The organism is Brevibacterium sp. Lmc1 (assembly GCF_057654315.1).
In genome coordinates this window covers 3,465,210-3,490,814 of record NZ_CM172803.1, presented here as the reverse complement: position 1 = coordinate 3,490,814, position 25,605 = coordinate 3,465,210, and the positions used below count along the sequence as shown (strand labels likewise).

20 protein-coding genes are annotated in these 25,605 nt (G+C 66.1%); 16 read left to right on the top strand and 4 right to left on the bottom strand.

Translation table 11 applies throughout. The annotated features are described in order from the left end of the window. Positions 1 to 198: 198 nt before the first annotated feature. Genes AC239G_RS15615 through AC239G_RS15600 form a run of 4 tightly spaced genes read right to left on the bottom strand, consistent with a single transcriptional unit; the run spans position 199 to position 5,249 of the window. Positions 199 to 1,173, bottom strand: coding sequence for an NUDIX hydrolase (locus tag AC239G_RS15615; protein ID WP_139468091.1), 975 nt, complete (start codon positions 1,171 to 1,173; stop codon positions 199 to 201). Continuing rightward, positions 1,170 to 3,314, bottom strand: coding sequence for an RNA degradosome polyphosphate kinase (locus AC239G_RS15610; protein ID WP_229663969.1), 2,145 nt, complete (start codon positions 3,312 to 3,314; stop codon positions 1,170 to 1,172). The genes AC239G_RS15615 and AC239G_RS15610 overlap by 4 nt, the downstream gene beginning before the upstream one ends. Before the next feature lie 4 nt (positions 3,315 to 3,318). Continuing rightward, complete coding sequence (gene mshD, locus AC239G_RS15605) at positions 3,319 to 4,347, bottom strand: mycothiol synthase (RefSeq protein WP_139468093.1); 1,029 nt, start codon at positions 4,345 to 4,347, stop codon at positions 3,319 to 3,321. Further along, a complete protein-coding gene (locus AC239G_RS15600) occupies positions 4,344 to 5,249 on the bottom strand; it encodes a winged helix-turn-helix domain-containing protein (RefSeq protein WP_229663970.1) in 906 nt (301 codons plus the stop codon). Before AC239G_RS15600 ends, mshD begins: the two co-directional genes overlap by 4 nt. Positions 5,250 to 5,379: 130 nt before the next feature. Between AC239G_RS15600 and AC239G_RS15595 the strand changes: the two genes are divergently transcribed. From AC239G_RS15595 to AC239G_RS15520, 16 genes are all read left to right on the top strand, one after another. Beyond that, on the top strand, positions 5,380 to 6,183 hold the full coding sequence (locus tag AC239G_RS15595) for an ammonia permease (RefSeq protein ID WP_229663971.1): 804 nt from the start codon (positions 5,380 to 5,382) through the stop codon (positions 6,181 to 6,183). A 170-nt stretch (positions 6,184 to 6,353) separates the two neighbouring features. Further along, positions 6,354 to 6,956 carry a heme-binding beta-barrel domain-containing protein gene (locus AC239G_RS15590; protein ID WP_180345572.1) on the top strand — a complete coding sequence of 201 codons (603 nt, stop codon included), beginning with the start codon at positions 6,354 to 6,356 and terminating at the stop codon, positions 6,954 to 6,956. 1 nt (position 6,957) lies between these two features. Continuing rightward, positions 6,958 to 8,169 carry a CAF17-like 4Fe-4S cluster assembly/insertion protein YgfZ gene (gene ygfZ, locus AC239G_RS15585; RefSeq protein WP_139468094.1) on the top strand — a complete coding sequence of 404 codons (1,212 nt, stop codon included), beginning with the start codon at positions 6,958 to 6,960 and terminating at the stop codon, positions 8,167 to 8,169. Positions 8,170 to 8,376: 207 nt separating this feature from the next. Next, entirely contained in the window at positions 8,377 to 9,741 is a 1,365-nt protein-coding gene (gabT, locus tag AC239G_RS15580; protein ID WP_487489226.1) for a 4-aminobutyrate--2-oxoglutarate transaminase, read from the top strand. Positions 9,742 to 9,845: 104 nt separating this feature from the next. Further along, complete coding sequence (locus AC239G_RS15575) at positions 9,846 to 11,339, top strand: sensor histidine kinase (RefSeq protein ID WP_139468095.1); 1,494 nt, start codon at positions 9,846 to 9,848, stop codon at positions 11,337 to 11,339. Next, entirely contained in the window at positions 11,339 to 12,118 is a 780-nt protein-coding gene (locus AC239G_RS15570) for a response regulator transcription factor (RefSeq protein WP_229663972.1), read from the top strand. The genes AC239G_RS15575 and AC239G_RS15570 overlap by 1 nt, the downstream gene beginning before the upstream one ends. Before the next feature lie 150 nt (positions 12,119 to 12,268). Further along, the gene (locus AC239G_RS15565) at positions 12,269 to 14,161 is read left to right on the top strand and encodes a PucR family transcriptional regulator (RefSeq protein ID WP_139468096.1); all 1,893 of its coding nucleotides are present in this window, start codon (positions 12,269 to 12,271) and stop codon (positions 14,159 to 14,161) included. Between the two features lie 149 nt (positions 14,162 to 14,310). Further along, on the top strand, positions 14,311 to 15,840 hold the full coding sequence (locus AC239G_RS15560) for a type III PLP-dependent enzyme domain-containing protein (RefSeq protein WP_248283902.1): 1,530 nt from the start codon (positions 14,311 to 14,313) through the stop codon (positions 15,838 to 15,840). A 183-nt stretch (positions 15,841 to 16,023) separates the two neighbouring features. Continuing rightward, positions 16,024 to 17,844, top strand: coding sequence for an ABC transporter substrate-binding protein (locus AC239G_RS15555; protein WP_139468098.1), 1,821 nt, complete (start codon positions 16,024 to 16,026; stop codon positions 17,842 to 17,844). 126 nt (positions 17,845 to 17,970) lie between these two features. Beyond that, positions 17,971 to 19,131, top strand: a complete 1,161-nt coding sequence (locus AC239G_RS15550; protein ID WP_487489225.1) for an ABC transporter permease — start codon at positions 17,971 to 17,973, stop codon at positions 19,129 to 19,131. Next, positions 19,131 to 20,114: an ABC transporter permease gene (locus tag AC239G_RS15545; protein ID WP_139468099.1), complete on the top strand. Its 984-nt coding sequence runs from the start codon at positions 19,131 to 19,133 to the stop codon at positions 20,112 to 20,114. The genes AC239G_RS15550 and AC239G_RS15545 overlap by 1 nt, the downstream gene beginning before the upstream one ends. Then, on the top strand, positions 20,114 to 21,769 hold the full coding sequence (locus tag AC239G_RS15540) for an ATP-binding cassette domain-containing protein (RefSeq protein WP_139468100.1): 1,656 nt from the start codon (positions 20,114 to 20,116) through the stop codon (positions 21,767 to 21,769). Before AC239G_RS15545 ends, AC239G_RS15540 begins: the two co-directional genes overlap by 1 nt. Beyond that, positions 21,762 to 22,808 (top strand): S66 peptidase family protein, encoded by a 1,047-nt coding sequence (locus AC239G_RS15535; protein WP_139468101.1) that lies wholly within the window; start codon positions 21,762 to 21,764, stop codon positions 22,806 to 22,808. Before AC239G_RS15540 ends, AC239G_RS15535 begins: the two co-directional genes overlap by 8 nt. A 94-nt stretch (positions 22,809 to 22,902) precedes the next feature. After that, entirely contained in the window at positions 22,903 to 23,703 is an 801-nt protein-coding gene (locus tag AC239G_RS15530; RefSeq protein WP_139468102.1) for a serine hydrolase, read from the top strand. Positions 23,704 to 23,868: 165 nt separating this feature from the next. Beyond that, positions 23,869 to 24,177, top strand: coding sequence for a DUF3870 domain-containing protein (locus AC239G_RS15525; protein ID WP_139468103.1), 309 nt, complete (start codon positions 23,869 to 23,871; stop codon positions 24,175 to 24,177). Positions 24,178 to 24,397: 220 nt separating this feature from the next. Further along, positions 24,398 to 25,555 carry a DUF819 family protein gene (locus AC239G_RS15520; protein ID WP_487490121.1) on the top strand — a complete coding sequence of 386 codons (1,158 nt, stop codon included), beginning with the start codon at positions 24,398 to 24,400 and terminating at the stop codon, positions 25,553 to 25,555. The last annotated feature ends 50 nt before the right edge of the window (positions 25,556 to 25,605 follow it).

The window sequence follows — 25,605 nt, the reverse complement described above, 5'->3', positions numbered from 1 at the left end:
GAATGAGGGGCGAAGGGTTGGAACCGCTGTGAGTGCTCGATCACAGACTTCGTCGGTTTCATGAAAGGATCATTGTCGGGACCGGCATTCGCTCGCCGAGGCGGCCCGTTCCGTACGTGTGTAAGTTCGCCGAGGCGGGCCGCCCAGTACGCATGCTCGACCTTGAGAATCGGCTCGCTGGCGGGTCGTGCGCCTCGGTCAGCTGTCGATGGGGCGGACGCGTTCGATCTCGACGATGCGCGGCACCGGACCGGGGCGCACATAGGCGATGAGGACCTCACCGGGCTTGAGGTACGGATCGTCCTTCGGCAGCTTCGCCTCTACCCGTTTCGGGGCATGAGCCGCGTAGACGGAGAAGATCGTCGGCAGCACCGGCCGGTGCGTGCAGTAGATGACTGGTTTGCCCTTCGCCAGCAGCTTCTCGATATAGCGGGCGGTCTTGTCCGGGTTCGCAGCGGTGGCCTTCTCGCTGAGCGTCGACACCTTCTTGATCGACTTGCCCGTCGCCGCCGACAGCGGAGTCAGCGTCGCCATGCAGCGCTTCCACGGACTCGAGACGAGCTTGCGCACGCCCCAGGCTCCCAGCAGCCCGGTCAATGCCATGGCCTGTCGGGTGCCGAGCTTGAGCAGAGGCCGCACATGCTCTGTCTCGTACCACTTCGCACGTGGGAACGCCTTCCCGTGGCGGACGAGGATGAGCGGCCACGCCCGCAGTGCGTCCGTCTCAGCGAACTTCTCCAGCGCGTCGAGCTGTTCCCGGTCCGCGAAGGACGTCAGCTTCGACCGGGCCTTGTCGACAGGGAACCAGCCGGCGGTGTCGACCTCTCGCTTGTTCACCGGGGCGAAGTCCGCTTCGTCCTTGACCTCGGCCGACCAGTAGAACACCTTCTTCAGCGTGTTCTTGCCGACCGTGTACTCGGCCGACGGCAAGGGGATGCCGAGGTGGATGTCGAACCCCGTCTCCTCCTTGACCTCGCGGATCGCAGCCTCCGGCAGGGTCTCACCCGGATCGACCTTGCCCTTGGGCCACGACCAGTCGTTGTACTTCGGGCGGTGGATGAGCACCACCTCGAGGCCTTTCGAACCGTATCTCCAGCAGACCGCCCCGGCGGCAAGGACATCGGCGGTGACGCGCGATGACGCCTGTGCCGAGGCGACCTCGGACCGGCTCACGCCTCATCCCCGATTCGCCGACGCTTCCGGTGCCGACGGATGAGCTCCGTCTGATAGTCGGCGAGGATGCTGCCCTCGTCGTCGTGAGTCCGCCGGGTCCATCTGCCGTCACCGGACAGATCGAATGCCGAGGTGGTCGGGGCGAAGACGAGATCGAAGAGTTCGATGATCTCCGCCCGGTGACCGTCATCGACGATCTGCACGAGCGCTTCGACTCGACGGTCGAGGTTGCGGTGCATCATATCTGCCGAACCGATGTAGACGATCGGGTCGCCGTTGTTGCCGAAGACGAAGGCGCGGGAGTGTTCGAGGAAGCGTCCGAGCACGGAACGCACGGTGATGTTCTCGCTCAGACCTTCGATGCCCGGGCGCAGAGCGCAGATTCCGCGGACGAAGACTTCGACGGCGACCCCGGCCTGGGATGCCCGGTAGAGGGCGTCGATGATGGCTTCGTCGACGATCGAGTTGACCTTGATCCGCACCTGCCCCGCTCCGCCGGACTGTGCGATCGCGATCTCGGAGTCGATGAGGTCGATGAGTCCGGTGCGCACATTGCTGGGGGCGACGAGGAACCGTGAATATTCGGACTTCGGCGCATAGCCGGAGAGCTGGTTGAACAGCTTCGTCAGATCATCGGCGACGGCCCGATCACGTGTCAGCAGCCCGAAGTCCTCATAGCCGCGGGCGGTCTTCGGGTGGTAGTTGCCGGTGCCGACGTGACAGTACCGGGCCAGCCCGTCAGCCTCCTGACGGACGACGAGGGAGAGCTTCGCATGGGTCTTGAGCCCGACGATTCCGTAGACGACATGGACGCCGGCGCGCTCGAGCTTGCGGGCCCAGGTGATGTTGGCCTCCTCGTCGAACCGGGCCTTGATCTCGACGACGGCGAGCACCTGGATGCCGGCCTGTGCGGCATCGACGAGGGCGTCGATGATCGGCGAATCCCCGGAGGTGCGGTAGAGCGTCTGCTTGATTGCGAGCACGTTCTTGTCCGACGCCGCCTGTTCGAGGAAAGCCTGCACGCTCGTGGAGAACGAATCGTAGGGGTGGTGCAGGAGGATGTCCCGGCTGGCCACCGCGTCGAAGACGTCGACCTGGTCGCTGGATTCCCGCAGCGACAGGTCCTTGTTCATCTGTGGAACCATCTTCGGATAGTGCAGGTCATCGCGTGGCACATCGGCGATATCGGACATGCCGGACAGGTCCAGCGGGCTCGGCAGGTGGTAGATCTCCGAGTCGTGGATGCCCAGTTCGTCCTTGAGCATCTCGAGGACGCGGGGGTGGATGTTCTCTGTGATCTCCATCCGCACGGCCGGACCGAAACGCCTGCGCAGCAGCTCCTTCTCCAGAGCCTTGAGGAGGTTCTCCGCATCGTCCTCTTCGACCTCGAGGTCCTCATTGCGGGTCACGCGGAAGGTCGAATGGTGGACGATCTCCATACCGTCGAACAGGGTCCCGAGGTGTTCGGCGATGATGTCCTCGAGGGCGACGAAGCGGGCCGGGACGTCGCGCCCGGCGGGGCGGTCGGTCGCCTCGGCGACATTGAAGAACCGCGGCAGGCGCGGGGGAACCTTGACGCGGGCGAAGAACTCCTTGCCCGTCTCCGGCGACCGCAGGAGCACGCCGAGGTTGAGCGAGAGACCCGAGATATACGGGAACGGGTGGGCCGGATCGACGGCCAGCGGGGTGAGGACGGGGTAGACGTGGCCGAAGAAGAATTCGTCGACACGGTGCCGCTCATCCTCGGTGAGGTCCTCGACCTGGACCTTCGTGATCGATTCCGCGTCGAGGCGGGGACCGATATCGTCCTTGAGCAGGGCGGCATGCCGGCTCATCAGCTCGAATGCGCGCACCCCGATATCGTGCATGACCTGCGCGGGCATGCGGCCGGTGACGCTGGGCACGGCGAGACCGGTGTTGATGCGGCGTTTGAGACCGGCGACGCGGACCATGAAGAACTCGTCGAGGTTGGTCGCGAAGATCGAGAGGAATCGGACGCGTTCGAGCAGCGGGATCTCCGGATCCGAGGCGAGATCGAGGACGCGTTCGTTGAAGGCCAGCCAGCTGAGTTCACGATCGAGGAAGCGATCAGCCGGGTCGGGCAGTCCCAGCTCCTTACCCGAAGCCGCGATGTCGTACAACGCTCTACTCCTTCTCGTCCGTCGACGCCGTGCTCGCAGAATCAGTGCCGGTGACCTTTGCGGAGGCCGGTGCATAGGCCACGTGCGCGACCGCGACATGGAAACCCAGTCGCTCGTACAAGCCTAGCGCCGGGGCGTTGTCCGATTCGACGTAGAGTTCGATCGTCTCGGCGCCGGCGGTCACCATCCGCCGCATTCCCTCGACCGTCAGCGCCTTGCCCACGCCCTTGGCGTGGATGCGCGGATCGACTCCGACGACATAGACCTCGCCGAGGCGGCCCTCATCATCCGTGTCCGTGATCTTCGTCTGGTGGAATCCGATGACCTCGCCATCGCGGGCGGCGATGATGAAGGTGGTCGGGTCGAAGTCCGCAGCGGTGACGACGGCATCGATATCGGCGCGGGTCTGGCCGCCCTGTTCGGGATGCCAGTCGAAGGCGGCGTTGTTCACGGTCAGCCAGCCGTCCTCGTCGCCGGGAGCGAAGGAGCGGATCTCGACCCCGTCGGGGCTCTGCGTCTCGGGGAGGCCGTCGAGGCGCAGACCGGTGTCGGTGCGCATCTGATAGAGCACTCGATCGCGGCCGAGGCCGTGCTTCTGGGCGAGGTGGGCCGCGGCCGGGTGGTCGCCGTGCGACCAGCACCAGGCTTCGGGCTCTTCGTCGAGGATCGTTCTCAGCAGCTGTTCGCCGAGGCCCTGACGACGATGGTCGGGGGCGATGAGGAACTCGGCGGCGTGACGATCCCCCTGCAGGGCGCGGATTCCGAACCCGATGAGCTCGCCGGTCGTGTCTTTGCCGGCGGGGTCGGCATCGGTGGGGCCGGAACCGTCTGCGTCGTCGGCAAATACGCGCCAGACGCTCGAGACGGTCTGCGCCTCGTGGGCGGTGTCCTCACCGGTGGCGACGGCCATGAGCCCGCCGGAGATCTCGGGGGCGCCATCGGTGGCCGCCACGTCATCGAGGAACTTCAGCTCATCCTCGGTGAGGGTGTCGATCGGGGTGGAGGTGATTGCTCCGCTGGCCTGGATTCTCATGCCGTCACGTCCTCTGAATCTGTGTCTGTGACGCTGTCGGCGCTGAACCGGTAGCCGACGTTGCGCACGGTGTGGATGGCGTTCTCAAGGTCTTTGCCGAGTTTCGCACGGAGGCGGCGAACATGCACGTCAACGGTGCGGGTGCCGCCGAAGTAGTCGTCGCCCCACACGGCGAGCAGGATGTCGTCGCGGGTGAAGACGCGTTCGGGGTGCATGGCGAAGAACTTCAGCAGGGCGAACTCGCGGTAGGTGAGGTCGAGGCTGCGTCCGCCGAGCTCGGCGGTGAACGCGGTCTCGTCGATGCGCAGGTCCCCGGTGACGACGACCATCGGTTCGCCATCGGCATTCCACATTTCCTCGCCCGTGTCACCGAGGCGGCCAGACGTTCCGGGCCCGCCTCCTCGGGCGGTGCCGACGGGGCCGCGTCCGGTGCGAACCGGTCCCCGGCCCCCGGCGTCGCCCTTCGCGCCGAGCCGGCCGGACCCGGCATGCAATCCGCCGGGGAATCCGCTGCCGGAATGAGTTGACGAGGATGCGGCGTGACGGTCACGGGCCACGCGCAGCCGCGCTTCCACCTCGGCGGGGCCGGCAGTGGTGAGGATGAGGTCGGACACGTTCCATCTCGCCGAGGCGGTCGCCAGTCCGCCCTCCCCGAGGACGACGATGACGGGGGCGGTGATCCGCGCCTCGGCGAGCAGGTCGGAGATGCGCGGGGCCAGGGACAGATCGAGGCAGGCGTCGGCGATGACGACGTCGACCGCGGCGGATTCGGCCCGGCGGCTGGGCAGGTCCTCGGCGGCGCAGCGGTCGATCTGGTGACCGAGGTACTGCAGGGATTCGGGAGCGAGCGGGGCGTCGAGCCTGGCCGTGGGGCAGATGTGCAGAATCCGCATGTGCTGCATCCACCTCCTCGGCGCCCGTCGTCTCGCCCGTCGTCTGAGGAAGAGTATAGCGAGGCCCCGGCCGGGGCAGCTCCGACGCGCTGCCGCCGGTGGTTACCGCGGGTGTCGCCGGATAAGGCACGATAGTGCTGTGATCAGATGGATTCGAGTAGCCGTCGCCCTGGTGCTGGTGTTGGCCCTCAGTGCCTCCGTGTACTGGGGCTATACGCTGTTCCTGCTGGCGACCGGGCTCATCGTCTTCGGCGTCGCCTATGGCTGGCCGCGTCTGACGGACTCCCCGCAGCCGCGGGCGACGTCGATCATGCTCGCCCTCTTCGGCGTGGGTGGACTCTACGCCGCCTGGCAGGACTCAACGGCTCCCTACCTCGACTGGCTGCCCGTGCTCGCGGGACTCGGTCTGCTGTGGACCTTCGTGCAGAACCTCACCCGCGGAATCGGTGCCTCCTATGCGGTGGCGAACGTGTCCGCGCAGGTCTCCGGTCTCGTCATCGTCCTGTCCGCGAGCACCTGGGTTGCGGCGATCACCGTCCCCGGTGACAAGGAGGCCATCGTCATCGGCCTCGCCTCGCTCATCGTGGCGCAGTGTATGACCGCGCTGCCGTGGCCGGCGATCTACACCTCGCCGTTGGCCATCGCCATGTCCACGGCCGTGGCGGGGATCCTGTCGGTGCTCGTGTTCGCACAGGCGATCTCCTTGGCCATGGCGCTCGTCCTCGGTGTCATCATGGGCCTGCTCGTGGCAGCGGTCGATCGGATGCTCGGGCTCGTCGCCTATGCGAAGTTCCAGGCCGCCAACCTCGAGGCCTCACAGAACATCGAGGTGAAGAAGAACGTCGAGAAGGCCCGGAGCTTCGCCGTTCAGCTCGCCCTCGGTGCCGCCCCGATCGCGCTCGGCGGAGTCGTCGTCTACGCACTCGAACGCGTCGCTTCCTGACCCGGGCTGAATGCACATAACTTTGTCAGGAACTGTAGACTGGGAGCATGGATAATCTTGTTGCTCTCGAAATCGTCTTCTCCAGCCTCGTCGGCATTGCCGCTCTCGGTGCCCTGGGTGTCGGGATCAAGGTCGTCACGGCGCTGTTCAAAGACAACCGCTGATCCCTGATGGTGATCGAACTCGATGCCTCGGTCCATCCCGAGCTCGTCCCTCTGTCCTGGCTGATCGGGTCGTGGGAAGGCGTCGGTGTCGTCGGCTATGCGGACACTCCTGAGAAGCAGTTCGGCCAGCGCATCGACTTCGTCGCCCACGAGGGCACGCCCTTCCTCCAGTACACCGCGCATGCGTGGCTGCTCAGCGAGTCCGGTGATCTCGAGTCGACCCTGACTCTCGAGACCGGAATCTGGCAGCTCGTGCGTCAGCACGACGACGGCGACGTCGGCCCGGGAATGATGGTGCCGACCGAACAGCAGTCCTTCACCTCGGCCGCAGCGGTCGAAACCCTGCGCACGAACGACGACGCCTTCGAGATCGAAGCCGAGATCGTCCACCCGCACGGAGTCATGGAACTCTACGCCGGCACCGTCAAAGGACCGCGCATCGATCTGGCCACCGACGTGGTGGCCAGGACCAAGACCGCGAAGGAGTACACCGCCTCGACGCGGATGTACGGCCTCGTCGGCGGCGAACTCATGTGGGCCTGGGACATGGCAGCCATGGGCCACGAACTCGCCTCCCACTCCTCTGCCAGATTGAAGAAGCTGTCTTAAGATGACTGATCCCGTGTCGCCGAATTCTGACTTCAACGATTCGCCGTCGCCGGAGAACACCGACACCCCCACCGAGGCGGTTCGGCGCTCGTCGCTGGCCCGCGGACTGAGCTCGACCGCGGTGCTCGGAGCCGGCGACCTCGCCGAGACTCCCATCCACTACGGAGCTCCTCTGCGAGAGCAGCGCGTGCTCGAGGAGAAGGACGGTCTCGTCGACCTCGCTCATCTCCGCGTGCTGCGTCTGAGCGGACCCGACCGTCTGACCTGGCTGAACTCGATCACCACGCAGAAGATCGACACCCTGGCCCCCGGAGTGTCCACCGAAACCCTCGTGCTCGATCCGAACGGTCGCATCGAAGGCTGGCTGAAGCTCGTCGACGACGGTGAGGCGCTGTGGGCGATCAGCGACCTCAACACCGACGCGACACTGGACTTCCTGCGCAAGATGGTCTTCATGATGCGCGTTGAGATCGAGGATCTCAGCGACGACTATCAGTGCTTCGGCGCCATCACCGCTCTGCCGGAGACCCTGCCCGTCACCCGGACCTGGTCCGATCCGTGGCCGCACATCGGAAGCGGTTCGGCCTCCTACGCGCAGATCGACATCGGGCACGATGTCGCCGGAACCGACCATCCGGGTCTCGAGACTCCGTTCGTCATCGGCATCGTCAAGCGCTCCGATCTGCAGGGCCTGTCGGCGAACAGCCTCGACATGGCCGGCTTCGACGCCTGGGAGGCCCTGCGGATCGCCGCCTGGCGACCTGGCCGGAATGAAATCGATCACAAGGCCCTCGTCGGCGAACTCGACCTGCTGCGCACGGCCGTGCACCTGGCCAAGGGCTGCTACCGCGGTCAGGAAGCGGTGGCACGCGTCCACAATCTCGGTCAGCCGCCCAGGCGTCTGACCTTCGTCCATCTCGACGGGTCCGGGCACATCGCCCCGGACCCCGGCACCGAGGTGCTTGCCGAGGTCCGCGGGTCCGAACGATCAGTTGGCACTCTGACCTCGGTGACCGTGCACTGGGAGCTCGGACCGATCGGTCTGGCCGTAGTCAAACGGAACCTCGCCCCCGAGGCGCAGCTGAGCTTCGAAATCGGCGACGGCGAACGCGTCATCGGTGCTCAGGAGACGATCGTCGTGCCGATGCGCGAGCACGAGCGCGTGCTTCCGGAACGGAACAGGGACGTCGACGCCCGCGGTCAGAACCGCTGATTGCAGCGAATCTTGGGTGCGGCCAGGGGCTGCCTCTGTCCTCGTTGTGGGCGGTCCGACTCGGGGATTCGACGGTCGATGAACGGCTGCGGATTTCGTACCCGAACTGGCCCGAATCCGCGCGTTCGTCTCTCCGTCGCGGGCGGTTCTGCTCAGCCCTCGGACGGTAAGTGACAAAAAGCGTCGATAACCCCTATTCTTCCCCTTATGACAGCTTTGGAAATTGGCGGCGAAGCTCTGCCGCAGGAACGTAAGATCGTCACCGAGATTCCGGGACCGAAGTCCCGTGAGATCGAGGAACGTCGCAAGTCAGCCGTGGCGACCGGTGTCGGTTCGAGCCTGCCCGCCTACGTGGTCGCGGCCGGCGGCGGCATCCTCAAGGACGCCGACGGCAACCAGCTCATCGACCTCGGCTCGGGCATCGCCGTGACCACGGCCGGCAACGCGAACCCCCGCGTGGTCGAGGCCGCGAAGGCCCAGCTCGAGGCCTTCACCCACACCTGCTTCATGGTCAACCCGTACGAGAGCTACGTCGAGGTCGCCGAAGCCCTCAACCGCCTCACTCCGGGTGACCACGAGAAGCGCACCGTGCTGCTCAACTCCGGTGCCGAGGCCGTCGAGAACGCTGTGAAGATCGCTCGCGCCCACACCGGTCGCGACGCCGTCGTCGTCTTCGACCACGCTTACCACGGTCGGACCAACCTGACCATGGCGATGACTGCGAAGGCAGCACCCTACAAGGCCGGCTTCGGTCCCTTCGCCGGTGAGGTCTACCGCGCACCCATGTCCTACCCGTACCGCGACAACGATGCGGCCGGCACGAAGATCAGCGGTGAGGACGCAGCCAAGCGCGTCATCACGATGATCGAGAAGCAGATCGGCTCCGAATACGTCGCCGCGATCGTCATCGAACCCATCCAGGGTGAGGGCGGCTTCATCGTCCCGGCCGAGGGCTTCCTGCCCACGCTCGTCGACTACGCCCGCGAGAAGGGCATCGTCTTCGTCGCCGACGAGGTGCAGGCCGGATTCGCCCGCGCCGGCAAGATGTTCGCCTCCGAGTGGGAGGGCATCGTGCCCGACCTCATCACCACGGCCAAGGGCATCGCGGGCGGTCTGCCGCTGTCGGCCGTGACCGGTCGCGCGGACATCATGGACTCGGTCGGACCGGGCCGCCTCGGCGGAACCTACGGCGGCAACCCCGCCGCCTGTGCCGCAGCACTCGGCGCCATCGCCTCTTACGAAGAGGACGGGCTGCCCGAGCGCGCCCTGGCCATCGGCGAGATCATCGTCGACCGCCTGACGAAGCTGCAGTCGAAGTACCCCGAGGTCGGCGACATCCGCGGCCGCGGTGCCATGATCGCCGCCGAGTTCGTCGAGCACGATTCGATCGAGCCGAACGCGGATCTGGTGAAGAAGATCGCGGACTACTGCGCGAAGAACGGCGTCCTCGTGCTCACCACGGGAACCTTCAGCAACATCCTGCGCTTCCTGCCGCCGCTGACGATCTCCGACGAGCTTCTGGGCGACGCCTTCGACGTCATCGAGGCAGCCCTCGCCGAACTCCTCGGCTGACCCTCCTCCCAATTACTACCTGACGGCGGCCCAGCAACCTCGCGCGAGGTTGCTGGGCCGCCGTCAGGTAGTTCGGGGGAGGCAGTTGTAGCACAATAGAGGCCATGACTTCAGAGATCGACAGCGCGACCGGCACGTCAGCGAGCGTCCCGGCCCGAGTGTGGCACTTCCTTCGGGGGCCTCGCTTCATCGATCTGCCGATCCGTCTGCTGGCCCTCATCATGGGGCTGACGATCCTGGTGCCAGGGTCGTTCGAGATCACCGAACCCCGCTACGCAGGCCTGCTCATCCTCGCCTACGGACTCATCGTCTTAGCCGGCTTCCTGCCGCTGAGCATCGTCATCGCGACGACCGGACTGGGCATCGCGTTCTCCATGCTCTACCCGGACCTGGAGAACATGTTCCCCGAGGCGCTCATCCTCGCCACCGCGGTCCTGATCAGCCGCCGCCGCTGGATCGGCTTCGCGCTGGGCACCATCGGACTGGCCGTCTACCTCGGCGCATCGACCCGACTCGGATCCTATGATGCCGGCTTCGAAGGGTTCACCGACCTCGGCTACGGCTGGCTGACCTACTCGACCCTCGGCCTGTGTGCGTCCTTCGTCGAAGCTCGAATCCGCAGTGAGATCGACCGCCGCGAACGCGCCGCCGTCGACCACCAGAAGTCACTCGATGCCATGCGCGCCCGGTTCACCAGTGACATGCACGACACCATCTCGCATTCGCTGACCACCGAATCCGCGATCATCCGCACCCTGGCGAAGGAAACCGATTCCGAGACCGCGGACCGTCTCCTCGCCGAGTTGGCGCTGGTCAACGCCGAGGCCACGAAACGGCTCCGACAGCTGGTGACGAGCCTGAGCAGGTGGGAGACCGAGGCCTGCTCCGGGGACTCCGCCACCTCTCGGGTCCGGTTCCGCGCCGAGGCGGAGCAGCTGACGACCGCGATCGAGGATGGGTGTGCGGCCGGTTCCGTTCCGCTGACCACCGAGCTCGCCCCGTTGCCGCCCCACGCGACAGGCACCTTGTCGCACCATTTCCGGGCCGTGATGCTCGAGCTCGCCACGAATGTCATCCGCCACTCCGTTCCGGGCACCCCCGCCACCCTCGCCGTCGAAATGCGAGGTGAGCGCGGTGACCGGGCCGAACTGCTCTGCCGCAGCACGAACGAATCCCCGACCGCCCTGACCAAGGCGCCGAGGTCGCTGTCCCGCCGGGCCACGGCCGTGGGCGGCGTCTGCCGGGTGGACGAGGATGAACGGAGGAGAACCGTCGTCGAGGTGGCCCTGCCGGTCCGTTTCGTCTCCCCGTCCGCGCCGACTTCCTCGAAATCGCATACCGTGCGGTCTTCCTCGAATGTGGTCATGATCGACGTCGTCGATGATGACTTCGACACCAGCGCCGAGGCAACAGGTACTTTGCCGATCTCTGCTGAGTCGGCCGCCACCGACGCCCCCGACCGACTCACGGGCACGGACACCGCTGGTTCCGACCTCTCGGGCGAGGAGACCTACCGCCTCAGCAACGGCAGCCACAGCAGCGGCAGCCACAGCAATGGCACCCGCACGAAGGGCGGCCGGGACAAGGTCGACGCCTGATGACGTCGCACTCCCACACGGCCGCGCACACCACCGCGGCCCCGCACCGGACCTCGGAGGCGGCCCCTCACGTGAGACCGGAGACGACCATGCCGCAGGCCGACCACGACATGACCTCTGACTCCGCCGCACGCACCTCCGTGCTCGTCGTCGATGACGATTCGTGGACGACACGAGCGGTGGCAGCGGCGCTCGATGATGCGGGTTCCTTCCATGTCCTCGACCCGGTGCACTCCGGCGAAGAGGCCATCGCCGCTTTCGACGCCGAGCGTCCCGACCTCGTCCTCATGGACGTCAACATGCCGCCGGGAATGAGCGGCGTCGATGCGACGGCGGCGATCATGGACCTCGACCCCGAAGCCCGTGTTGTGCTCCTGACGACCGTATCGCCTGGTCCGGGAATCGCTCGCGGGCTCGAAGCCGGCGCACTCGCCGTGATCAACAAGACGGCCGGGGAGAGGGAACTCGTCTCGATCGTGCGGGCCGCCTCGGCGGGGGAGAGCCCCGAACTGCTCAGAGGGTTGGCCGAGGACATCGTCATCAGCGGAGATCCCCTGCCCGACGCCCCCGACTCGGCACCGCAGCTGACCGCCCGCGAGATGGAGCTGCTCACCCTGCTCTGCCAGGGCCACAGCTACGAGGAGATCGCCGCCGACCAATCGGTGGCCATGTCCACCATGAAGTCGCACGCCCGCAACCTGCGTCTCAAGCTGGGGGCGCGCAATCTCGCCCAGCTCGTCGTCCGCGCCCTCCAGTTCAAATTCTTCTCCCCGGAATGATCTGCCCCCGTCGAGGCGGCTGGCTGATTCGACTCAACCCCACCCCGCCGAGGCGGCCGACCCGTCCGGTTCATCCCACCCCACCGAGGCGACCGGTTCCGTTGACGCGGACCCTCCCGACCACTGTCGGTCGTTGACTACAGTGGGAGCATGACCGACACCGCGAGTCCGCGACTGTCCCGCCTGATCCGGGACACGGAGGGGTTCCTCCTGCCGCTGACGGAGGTGGCCGACGACGTCGCGGTCGCGCGAGTCGAATTCGGCTTCGACCTGCCAGCCGCTTCCACAGAGCCGTCGGCCGCAGCGCTCACTGCTCCACGCACGGCTCCGCTTACCGCTGCACGCACGGCTTCGACACCCGAGGCGGCTGACCACGGCTCCTTGAACGGCACAGTCGTCCTCGTCACCGAGCCGGTGCGCAGCCCTGCCGGGCTCGATTCCGTGCTGACCGACTATGCGGGAGCCGCCGCTCTCGTCGTCCCGCCCGGAACGCACAGCCACCTCGGTGACGAGGCCGATCTGCGGGGGAGTGCGGGCCGGGCTCCGGTCCTCCTCGAACGATCGCCGCATGTGACGTGGTCGGAGATCCTCGTCCATCTGCGACAGCTCATCGAGGGGGCGACGAGCGCCCTGGCCTGGCCTGATGTCGACGACCTCAGCGCCCTGGCCGCCGTCATCGCCGAAACCACGGGCGCGTCGATCACGATCGAGGACCCGGCCTCGCGAGTGCTCGCGCATGCGAACCTCGGCGACGAACTCGATGAGATCCGTCGCGAGACGATCCTGTCCGGGGCCATTCCCGACTGGCGGATCGCCGAACTCGAGGAATCCGGGTTCCTCGACACGATCCGCCGTTCCACCGATGTCGTCGAACGTCCCGCCGAAGGCACATCACCGGCTCGATCGGTCATCGCCCTGCGCAGCGAGGGCGAACTCATCGGGACGATCTGGGCGGCCTACCCGGCCGAGGTCGACCCCGAACCGCTGCGCGAGGTGCTGCGCGACGCAGCCCGCGCGGCCCTGCCCGTGATGCTTCGGACCCTGCGTCGGTCACCGTTCGAGAAGCGCATCCGCCGGGAGGCTCTCGGCGGGATCCTCGCCGGTTCGGCCGATCTCGGGCCGTCGGCGACCCTGCTGTCGCTGCCGTTCTCGGGCAGCTTCTGCGTCCTTGCCTTCACCGAGGTGGCCCCCGACCGAGAGCCCGTCCTGCGGTTCCATCTGCGGGCTGCCTTTGCCGATGCCGTGCTCGCGCACGTGAGCTCTGCCGGTGCCGTACACGCCGGACATAGTTCTGTCCCTGTCGGCCCGGCAGATGTCAGCATGGGTCGATCCGGAACCGGGGAGCGGGTCCACCTCGCGGCATTGGTGCAGATGAGCGAGCCGATGAACGCCGAACAGGTGCGCGATCACGTCATCGCCGCTCTGCGCAGGTCCCTGCCGAAGTCGGAGACCCTGTGCTTCGGAGTCGGCACCCCGGTCGACCGCCTCGATGCCGTGCACCGGTCGTGGACCGAAGCCGCATACGTCGTCGACGCCGTGCAGGCTGTCACTGAGGCGGGGCCTGGCGCGGACGACGAGGACGTGGACCCGACCCCACAGAAGAACTCGGGTACGCGCGCAAGTCCGAGTACTCACGGCCGAATCGTCGGGGCGACCATCCGCGACGTGGCAGCGAGGGTCGTGGGTCTGCAGGTCGCCGATACGCTGCTGGCCGCAGATGAGCGCGTGATCGGCGGAGGGCCCGGACCGGCCGACGGACGAGCACCCACCGGCCAGCGGGCTCAGGCGGGCGCAGGAGTACTCGGTCCGGCACAGGCACTGGCGGCTCACGACTCTCAGCACAACGGCAGCCTGCTCGAGACCCTGCGCGTCTACTTCGCCACGGTCGGCAACTCGGCCGAGGCCTCCCGCCGACTTCATGTGCACACGAATTCGCTGCGGCATCGCCTCGGCCGCATCGAGGAGATCACCGGACTCTCAACGGCGGAACCGGCCGAGCGGCTCTGGCTCGAACTCTCCGTGCTCGCTCACGACCGGTCGTGAGAAACCTACAATCAGCCCCCGCGAACATTGGCGAATTATCGTGCGTTCTTCGAGGTCAGCCGTCCTAAAGTGACAACAGATCTCGAACAAAGGACGTTATGCCCAGTCACCACCATGCGATTCCGAACCGTCGCGCCCGAGCAATCCGAATGATCGCAGAGAACAGTGTGTCGCCTCACCGCTCAGCCGATCCGGCACAGTCGGCACACGCCTCCGCACCGTCGGATTCGGCTCCTGCGCAGCCGGATGCCGCACCCGCGCAATCGGACTCCGTCCCGGCGCTGACCGATGAGGCGGCTGTGCTCGGACTCATGGATCTTGATTGGGTCGACACCGCCTTCGACCGGCTGACCTCGGCATTCGCATCAGATCGCGAGGTGCTCCACGCAGTGGCGTGCAAGGCGGTGCCGCTGCCGTCGTTGCTGCGCCGGTTCGCCGAGGTGGGAGCCGGCTGCGAGGTCGCCAGCCCCGGCGAACTCGAACTCGCCCTCTCGGCCGGGTTCGCACCCGACCGCATCGTCTTCGACTCCCCGGCCAAGACCTGGGCCGAACTGTGCCGGGCCGTCGACCTCGGCGTCTCGATCAATGTCGACAACTTCGACGAACTCTCCCGCCTCGACACGATCCTGGCGGATCGGAACAGCACGGCCGTCACAGACGCCGCGCCCGCCTCGGCGAAGATCGGAATCCGCATCAATCCGCAGTCGGGCACGGGCGCGATCGGCGCCTTGAGCACCGCCACCGAAACCTCGAAATTCGGTATCGGCCTCGCCGACCCGGGTGCCCGCGAGGCCCTCATCGAGGCCTACCTCGCTCGCCCATGGCTGAGCCAGATCCACGTCCACTCCGGCTCGCAGGGCATCACCCTCGACAAAGCAGCCGTCGGAATCCGCGCCGCCGTCGACCTCGCCGAGGAGATCAACTCCCGTGCCTCGACCAGGCGGATCACGCGCATCGACATCGGCGGGGGACTGTCGGTGAACTTCGACGGTGAGGACATCACCCCGACCTTCGCCGACTACCGCTCGGTGCTCGAGGAGGAGGTGCCGGGCCTGTTCGGCTTCGACATCGTCACCGAATTCGGCCGCGCCCTCCTCGCAAAGGTCGGCACCATCCTCACCCGCGTCGAATACGCGAAGACCACCGGCGGGCGCCGCATCGTCATGACCCAGGCCGGCGTCCAGGTCGCCACCCGCACCGCTTATGCCCCGAACGACTGGCCCCTGCGGATCCTGCCGTTCACCTCGGACGGGAACCCCAAGACCGCCGAAGAGGCCGACACCGAGGTCGTCCCGACCGACGTCGCCGGACCCGCCTGCTTCTCCGGCGACCTCCTGGCCCGGGATCGGATGCTGCCGCGTCTCGACGCGGGTGACCTCGTCGCCGTGCCCGAGACAGGTGCCTATTACTTCTCGAATCCGTTCTCCTACAACCTGCTCCCGCGGGTGCCGATCTTCGGCTACCGCATTGCTCCTGACGGCGGCATCGAGTTCAGCCTCATCCGCCGCGGGCAGACGATCGCTGAAATCCTCGCCGAGGCGGGCGAGACCGAGCTGCGCCCGCTGAGCCCGGCGAGCCGCCGGCCGAACCCGGCGAGCCGCGGGCTGAGCCCGGACGGACGTGCGCTGAACCCGGACGATCGCGAAACCGCTGCCGAACCTCTTGCCCACGGCAGCTGATTTCGAACCGCCTGTGGCATCTGCACAGTGACCGGCTGGCATATTTGTGTGTTGTTGTGCCGTTTTCACGTCACTTCGAACGTAGAGTGATGGAGAACACATCTGCTCTGACCCGGGAGAACACTCCGATTCACCCGGGTCGGGGGAGGACAAGTGAATCACCGCACGAGAAGAAAGACGAAGATGTTCACTTCACACTCACTGCGCAGAGGCTGGCAACGGTGCCTGGCCGGCGTCGCAGCACTCGCCCTTGCCGGATCGATGGCCGCCTCCCCGGCGCAGGCCGCCACCTCGGAGGCTCCGGCCTCCGAGAACGTGCTGCGGATCGCCACCGACGGTTTCATCGACTCCTTCAACCCGTTCACGTCCTTCTACCTCGTGCCGACGAACACCTTCCGGTACATGTACGAGAACCTCGTGGCCAACGACGCCAAGGACGGTTCGATCACCGAGGGGCTCGCCACCGAATGGAACACGGACTCCGAGGGCAAGGTCTGGACCTACACGATCCGTCCGGACATGAAATGGTCCGACGGTGAACCGCTGACCTCGAAAGACGTCGCCTGGACCTACAACCAGATGATGGAGAAGGAAGAGATGGCGGTGGCCAACGGCAGCCTCGTCGAAAACTTCGACAAGGTCGAGGCCCCCGACGACGGCACCGTCAAGATCACTCTGAAGAAGCCGCAGGCGAACAACCCCGGCCAAGAGATCCCCGTCGTGCCCGAGCACGTCTGGTCGAAGATCGACAAGCCCGGCGAATTCAAGAACGATGAGAAGTCCGTCGGCTCGGGACCCTTCCAGCTCGAGAGCTACGAGGCGAACAAGTCGATCACGCTCAAGGCGAACCCGAACTTCTGGCGCGGCAAGCCGAAGCTCGACGAGATCCAGTACCGCTACTACACGAACTCAGATGCGCAGGTGCAGGCGATCCGCTCCGGCGAAGTCGACTTCATCACTGGGCTCAGCCCCGACCAGTTCACGGCGCTGGAGAACGCGGACAACGTCGAACTCAACGACGGCAACGGCCGCCGCTTCAATGGAATCTCCATCAACCCGGGCGTCGCCGACGCCAAAGGCAAGGAATTCGGCACCGGCAATGAGGCGCTCAAGGACAAGAAGGTCCGCCAGGCAATCCGCGCCGGCATTGACACCGAGACCCTGCGCAAACAGGTCATGCAGGACTATGCGCAGCCGGCCACGAGCTTCATTCCTGCCGTCTACCCGGACTGGGCACTCAAGTCCGACAACTCCGTCATCAGCGGATTCGACGTGGCCGAGGCGAAGAAGCTCCTCGACGACGCCGGCTGGAAGGAAGGATCCGGCGGCATCCGCGAGAAGGACGGTGAGAAGCTGCAGCTGCGCTTCCTCACCGACGCCGACGCGCCGATCGAACAGAGCACCGCGAAGTTCCTCAAACCGTGGATGAAGGACATCGGCATCGACCTGAAGAACGAGTCCTCTGACGTCGACACGGTGTCCGAACGCACCACCAAGGGCGACTACGATATGTACTTCTCCGGCTGGTCGATCAATCCCGATCCCGACTACCAGCTGAGCATCAACACCTGCGGTCAGCGCCCCGACGCCGACGGCAACGGCGGCACCAGCCAAGACGGCTGGTGCAACAAGGAATTCGACAAGCTCTATCAGGCTCAGCACGTCGAGCTCGACCCGGCCAAGCGTCAGGACCTCGTGCAGAAGGCCCAGGCCATCCACTACGAGGAAGCCCCCTCGGTGACGCTGTGGTACCCGAACCAGCTCGAGGCCTACCGCTCCGACCGGTTCGACAACTTCACCAAACAGCCCAGCGACGGCGGTGCCATCGCCAACCAGGTCGGCTACTGGGGATATTCCTCGGTCGAACCCGTCAGCGAAGAGGAAGCCACCGGCGGCGGAATGGGCGCCGGAGGCTGGATCGGCATCGCGGCAGCGGTCATCGTCGTCCTCGGCGGAGGCGGCTGGCTGCTCAGCCGTCGCAAGAAGTCCGACGACCGCGAATAGTCCCCACACCCACAGTCCGGGTGCCGCACCATCCGCACCACCTGCGGCACCCGGACCCGCGGGCCAGTCCGCACCACCCGCGGCACCCGGGCCCACGGGCCCGTCCCCACCATCTGGAGCACCACAGTGAGCACACCCACCCACGATCCCCAGTCCGGGGATCGCCCTGACCGAGGACCGGGCACGGCGAACCCGGGCACCGACCCCACGAACCCCAGCCCCGCCTCGGCGAAGGGATCCGCGGCAACCGCCGACGCGAACCCCGCCAACCCGGCGAACCCCGCCACCGTCGATATGGACGAACCACCGGCCGGCGGATCGTTCACCCGCTACTTCCTGCGCAAGCTCGGCGGGGCCGCGACCTCGATGGTCCTCGTCATCGTGCTCGGCTTCTTCGCCTTCCGCATGCTGCCCGGCGATCCCGTGCTCAAGATCGCGAAGGAACGGCCGATGTCCCCGGCGCAGATCGCCGAACTGCGCAGCCAATACGGACTCGACAAACCCGTGATCGTCCAGTTCTGGGACTACCTCGTCGGCATCGTCACCGGCGACCTCGGCGAGTCCTACGTGTACCGGAAGTCCGTGTCGGCGCTCATCGGCGAATACCTCGGCCCGACCCTGCTGCTCACCGCCACCGCGGCCGTCATCGCCATCGTCCTGGGCCTGTGGCTCGGACAGATCTCGGCCTGGCGCCGCAACACCCTGTTCGACAAGCTCGCCTCCTCGACCTCGCTGATCTTCTGGTCCGTGCCGACGTTCTGGCTCGGCCTCATCCTGCTCATGATCTTCGGCGGCACCCTCCAATGGCTGCCCACCGGCGGCATGATCACCCCCGGCCTCGACCCATGGTCACCGGCTGGAATCATCGACGTCATCAAACACCTCATCCTCCCCGTCATCTCGCTCGTCGCCGTCGTCTATGCGCAGTTCCTCATGATCATGCGCGCCTCCCTGCTCGAGGAGATGAACGAGGACTACCTCACGACCGCCCGCGCAAAAGGACTCACCGAGGATGAGGTCCGCCGCCGTCACGCCGTGCCGAATGCGCTGCTGCCGACCGTCACCGTCGTCTTCCTCCACATCGGCGGGCTCATCGCCGGCGCCGTCACCGTCGAAGCCGTGTTCTCGTGGCCGGGACTGGGCAAACTCACCTTCGAAGCCATCCGCGGCCCCGACCTGCCGCTGCTGCAGGGCACCTTCGTCGTGTTCTCGGCGATCATCATCGTGATGAACCTTGCCGCCGACATCGTCTACCGATTCCTCGATCCCCGCGTCAGGAGGGCCTGATGAGCGCGAACACCCCCGCCGAGGCGGCCCCCGGCCCCTCATCGAACGAACCGAATCCGCGTGGTTCGGAAACACGGGGATCCATCCCTGTCGTCGACGGCGCGAAGCTCGTGCGCGAACGCCGCCTGAACAACGCGAAGAAGAACTGGGCGCTCTTCCGCTCCGACGTTCCGGCGCTCATCGGCGCCGTCGTGCTCCTCTTCTTCATCGTCATCGCGATCGCCGCACCGCTCATCGCCCCGGCCTCGATGCTCGATGTCACGAAGCAGCTCGACGTGCCGCGCTATGCCCCGCCGAGCCTCGACCACCCCTTGGGCACCGATGACCTGGGACGGGAGCTGTGGGTGCGCATCCTCTGGGGAGCGCGCGTGTCGATCCTCGTCGGCGTCGCCGCGACCGTCATGTCGATGATCATCGGCACCATCATGGGCCTGGCCGCAGGTCACTTCACGGGACTGTTCGGCGGCATCATCATGCGCATCGTCGACTTCTTCATCGTCCTGCCGTCCCTGCTTCTCGCGATCGTGCTGTCCTCCGTGCTCGAGCGCGGTGTCTTCACGATCGTCGTCGCCATCGGACTGACCTCATGGGCGTCGACCGCACGGATCGTGCGCTCGCAGACGTTGAGCGTCGAATCTCGGCTCTACATCGAAAGGGCGCGCATCCTCGGTGCCGGACATTCCCACATCCTGTTCCGTCACCTGCTGCCTGCGGTGATGCCGCTCGTGCTCGCGAACACGACGCTGACCGTCGGTGGGGCGATCATCGCCGAATCGACGCTGTCGTTCCTCGGCCTCGGGGACACGTCGAAGGAATCGTGGGGCACGATCCTGAAGAACTCGATGGACGTGTCCGCGGCGACCTCCGGCTACTGGTGGTACGTGCTCACCCCGGGTGTGGCGATCCTGCTCGTCGTGCTCGCCTTCACGATGGTCGGGCGCGCATTCGAGGCCATCATCAACCCTGCCCTGAGGAGCCGCTGATGACCGACCTTCATTTCGAGAACGTCTCGATCACCTACCGCTCCTCATCCGACCGCGGCGACGTCGTCGCCGTGGAAGACGTCAGCCTCGACCTGCCCGCCGGTGCCACCCTGGGCATCGCGGGGGAGTCCGGGTCGGGGAAGTCGACCCTGATCATGTCGGCTCTGCGCCTGCTGCCGAAGTCGGCTCGCCTCGACGGGCGGGTCCTCCTCGGCGGGCAGGACATCCGGGAGCTGAGCTTCGGCCAGATCCGCGCGGTCCGGTGGGCGCAGGCCTCGATCGTCTTCCAAGGAGCTCTGCACTCTCTCAACCCCGTCCGCGAGGTGGGGCAGCAGATCATCGAAGCCCTCGAACATCACTCGAAGGGCACGTGGACGACCCCGCAGAAGCGCCGCGACCGGATGTTCGAACTCCTCGCCGAGGTCAACCTCGAGGCATCGAAGTCGAGCGCATATCCGCACGAGCTCTCCGGCGGGCAGAAACAGCGCATCATGATCGCCATGGCGCTCGCCTGTGAACCCGATATCATCATCGCCGACGAGCCGACGACTGCCCTCGACGTCATCGTGCAGAAGCAGATCCTGTCCGGCCTGGCCCGCCTCGTCGCCGAACGCGGAATCTCCCTGCTGATGATCAGCCACGATCTCGCCGTGCTCTCGGCCGTGTGCGCGAAACTCGCGATCATGCGTCACGGCCGCCTCGTCGAATACGGACCGAGCGACGAAGTGTGCCTGTCTCCGCAGGAGGACTACACGAAGCAGCTGGCCGGTGCGTTTCCGCAGATCGGGGACCCCGAATCCCGGCTGAATCCCCGAACACTCAAACCCGCCGAGGTGGTCCGGGCCGAACCATTCACCATGACGGATGAGGTAGTGCTCGAGGCGAAGGATCTCAGTGTCTCCTTCGACACCCGGCGGGGTCGTGAACGTGCGGTGCGCGGTGTGGACCTGCAGCTGCGGAAGGCGGAGATCCTCGCCGTCGTCGGCCAGTCCGGCTCGGGGAAGACGACTCTGGCACGGTCGCTGCTCGGTCTGCAGGAGGTGGAAGCGGGTTCGCAGCTGTCGTTCGCGGGCAAGGCTCTGCCGAAGAAGGCGAAGGAGCTGCGAGCATTTCGGCAGAAGGTGCAGATGATTCTGCAGGACCCGGCCGGATCGCTCAATCCCAAACGCAGCGTGTACGAGGCCGTGGTCGAGGGCCTGAAGGTTCAGGGGATCAAGGACCGGGAGTACGAGAGGGTCATCGGCGCGCTCGAAGCCGCCGAGCTCACCCCTGCCGAGGACTATCTCGAGTCGATTCCGCAGGAGCTCTCCGGCGGACAGCGGCAGCGCGTCGTCATCGCCGGCGCTCTGGCTCTCGACCCGCAGGTGCTCATCGCCGATGAGCCGGTGGCATCGCTGGATGCCTCGGTGCGCGGGGAGATCCTTTCGCTGTTCCTCGCGCTGAAGAAGAACTTCGGGATGAGCGCGCTCATCATCACCCACGACCTCGGCCTGGCCTGGAACATCGCGGATACGGTGGCGGTGATGAAGAGAGGGGAGATCGTCGAATACGGTGAGGTCGACAGGGTGCTGTCCGATCCGCAGCACGAGTACACGCAGGAGCTGCTCGCCGCGGTTCCCCGATTGGGAAGTCAGAGTCTGGTGAGGAATGAGTAAGCCGAGCCCATATCTCGATTCTGCGCCGCTGTCGCCCGGTGACACCGTTCGCCTCATTGCGCCGTCGGGACCCACCGACGAGGAGTCGCTGCAGCGGGCCATCGCCCAGCTGGAATCCTGGGGCTTCGACGTCGTGCCGGGGGCCAACGTCCGCAGCCGGCACCCGCGGGTGAAGTATCTGGCCGGCACGGACGCCGAGCGCCGGGCCGATCTCGTCGACGCGTGGTGCGATCCGGACACGGATGCGGTGATCGCGCTGCGTGGCGGCTTCGGAGCCATGCGCCTGCTCGACGGCATCGACTTCGACCTCATGCGCCGGCACATGCTGCGCAGGGACGGCCGTCCCAAGCTGCTCACCGGCTCCTCGGACATCACCGCACTCCACCAGGCCTGGGAACACCACCTCGGCGTCGCGACTCTGTTCTGCCCGATGGTCGGCAATGACCCGTTCAAGAACTCGACGGTCGTGCCCGACGAGGTGGCCTCGTGGCTGTTTCATCCCTGGGGCGGGCGCGAACTCGGATTCCCCGCAGAGGCCTCGACGGAGGGCACCGCTGCGGCGGAGCAGACCGCTGCGACCCGCCCGCTCAGCCGGGCGCAGACGTTGGTTCCGGGGTCGGCGAGGGGCCGCCTCGGCGGGGGAAATCTCAGTCTCATCGCCGCGGGGATGGGCAGTCCCGAGCTCATCGACGTGCGGGAACGACGCGAGCATCGGGGTCCGAGCATCCTCATGCTCGAAGACGTCGACGAGGAGCTGTACCGGCTCGACAATCTCATGGTGCAGCTGGTCCGCGGCGGGTGGTTCACCTCGGCGGATGCGGTGGTGCTCGGCTCGTGGGAGGACTGCGCGCCCGTCCACGAGGTGGAGGCGCTGATGATCGACTACCTCGGCGGTCTGGGAATCCCGATCGTGTCTGAGATGGGCTTCGGCCACGATCCCGATGCGCCGAGCGCCCCACTCGGCGTCGACGTCACGCTCAAGGCGGAGCCCGGGGAACGGCCGCGGCTGTGGGTGGATCACGCGGGTGGGCAGGCATGATGGTGCCGACCACGTGCCGATGGCCCGGCTCGGTGAGGCGAACGAATCGCGGGCGCGCAGACATGAACGAAACGAGACTGACAGGAGCACGCTGATGAGCGAACTGAAATTCGATGGACTGCCCGGAGTGCGATTCAGCGCTCTGGCCTTCGACGTCGACAGTGGGGAACGGGTGTTCGCCCACAATGAGAACGACGAACTCGACACCGCCAGCATGGGCAAGGTCTTCCTCCTCCACACTGCCTTGCAGATGTACAAGGACGGCACGCTTGACCTGGAGGAACGCCTGCATCGGCGGCCTTCGGAGAGGGTCGACGAATCGGGGATCTGGTACCTCATGGAGCAGGACGATCTGAGCATCTTCGACGTCGCTCTGCTCATCGGGGCTTTCAGCGACAACTTCGCCACGAACGTGCTCATCCGCAGGGTCGGGCTGGAGAATGTTGCGGATCAGGTGGAGAAGCTCGGGTACAGGAACTCGGGTCTGCACGACTTTCTGCGCTGGCCGCGCCCGGCCAAAGCGCCGCGGACACTGTCGACGGGCACGGCCGCGGAGCTCAGTGATTTCATGGCCAGGCACGCCAAGGACGAATTCTGGGACGAGTCGACGAACGAGGTCTTCCGGCGCTGGTTGGGAGCCGGCGCGGACACCTCGATGGTCGCCTCGGCGTTCGATCTGGACCCGCTCGCTCACTACAACTACCAGCGGGACGTGTGGGTGTGGAACAAGACCGGCACGAACGGGACGATCCGGGCCGATGCCGGGATCGTGATGACGCCTACGCGTCGCGTCGCCTATGCGGTGTTCGCGAACTGGGAACCGGGCACCGACCGCGTCGTCGACGTCATGCCGATCATGCGGCAGGCCGGCAACGCGATCCACCGGTTCCTCTGAGCGTCCACTGCGTTCGACTGCCGTCGATGGGAACTCGCCTTTCGCCTGACGAATGTCCCCGGCGGCAGTCGTCGCCTGCCGGGCGACTCGCGGCCGCTCTGGGAGCGCCCCGGCTGCTTTCGGACCGGTCTCGGCGCCGAGAGCCGTGGGGTAGTCTGGTGGGCGATGTCCGATACGATCTACCTCACAGGCGAAGCGAAGGCTCCGTCGAACAACCCGATCACCAACCAGTTCGGTCTGTTCTACGTGGCATTCGAGATCCAGCCGGACACCCACCGAATCCTCGATGTGGACTGCACGGCGACGTTGGCTCTGACCCGGAACTTCATTCGGAGCCTGTTCGTCGATGCCGACATCACGGACCCTGGTCGACTGATAGAGCGCATCCAGCGCCGCTACCACGGATCCTCGCAGAAGGCGCTGATCACAGCAGTGAACAACGCCGCGAAGAAGTACCGCGAGGTCACCGCTTAGGCAGCGCCTTCGACCACCCCGATTGCCCGGGCCCTCACCGGACCGGATCCGATCGACAACTGCACATTGCTCCATCCCGGAGGCATCCTCGGTGCCGCCCGTGGCTCTGCCACTGGCCCAACCGGTGCTGCTGCCATCCGCGCCGTGCGGCGCAGCCAGCTGCGGCACCGTCGGCTCTGCCTCTGCCGGGATGGACGTATTCAATGAGGAAGTGTCGTTAGTGATCACGGACGGTTTTCTATTCATCAGCCTGCTTCTGGCGATCTCCGCAGCGCTCGTCGTCGCGGACCGGAGCGGGCGCTTCAAGCTCCTCAAATATGTGCCCGGCTTCGTCATCCTCTACATCGTGGCGGCGCTGCTCAACACGTTCGGCGTCTTCGACCACGACGGTGGAGACATCACCGTGGTCGGCGACACCCTGCGCGAGGTGATGCTGCCCGCGATGATCCTGCTCATGCTGTTCAAGTGCGATATCCGGCAGATCATCAAGCTCGGGCCCAAACTGCTGCTCACCTTTGCGGTGACCGCGGCGAGCATCATCATCGGCTTCATCATCAGCTACCTCATCCTGCACTCCAGCCTCGACCCGGAAGCGTGGAAGGCCCTCGGCGCTCTCAACGCCTCGTGGACGGGTGGTTCGGCGAACATGGTCGCGGTGCAGGAGGTCCTCCAGGCACCCGAGAACGTGTTCGGCTACGTCCTCATCGTCGACACAGTGCTCTACTCCTTCTGGCTGCTGCTCATCTTCTCCTCCGTCACAGTCTCCGACAAGTTCGACAAGTGGACGAAGGCCGATATGTCGAAGCTCGATTTCACCGACAGAGTCTCGGCCGAGGAGGAGAAGCCGATGACGCTGTCGTCGATCTTCGGACTCATCGGATTCGCACTGTTGGCCTCGGCCTTGGCGATCCGCCTCGGCGAACTGCTGCCCGAGGTCGGAGCGGTCATCGACGGCACCGCGTGGACGATCCTCATCGTCAGCGTCCTCGGGCTCGCCATCGGTTCGACTCGGTTCGGCAAGACCGCCGGATCCAATGAGCTCGCGACGATTCTGCTCTACCTCATCATCGGCATCATCGCCTCGGGCTCGGACTTCACCTCCCTGGCCGAAGCGCCACTCTATCTGGTGGCGGGCATCATCGTCCTCGTCGTTCACATCGCCATCATGCTCATCTACGCCAAGCTCACCCGCACCGAGCTCTTCAGCATCGCCGTGGCCAGCACCGCGAACATCGGCGGAATCGCCTCGGCGCCGGTCGTTGCGGGAGCCTTCAACCGACAGCTCGTCCCCGTCGGTGTGCTGTTCGCGCTCATGGGAACGTTCCTCGGCACGTTCCTCGGCCTGTGGTCGGCCCAGATCCTGTCCGGGCTGGCATGATGAACGAACCGACCCCACCTCGCCGAGGCGGCCGACCTCCCCATCGCGGG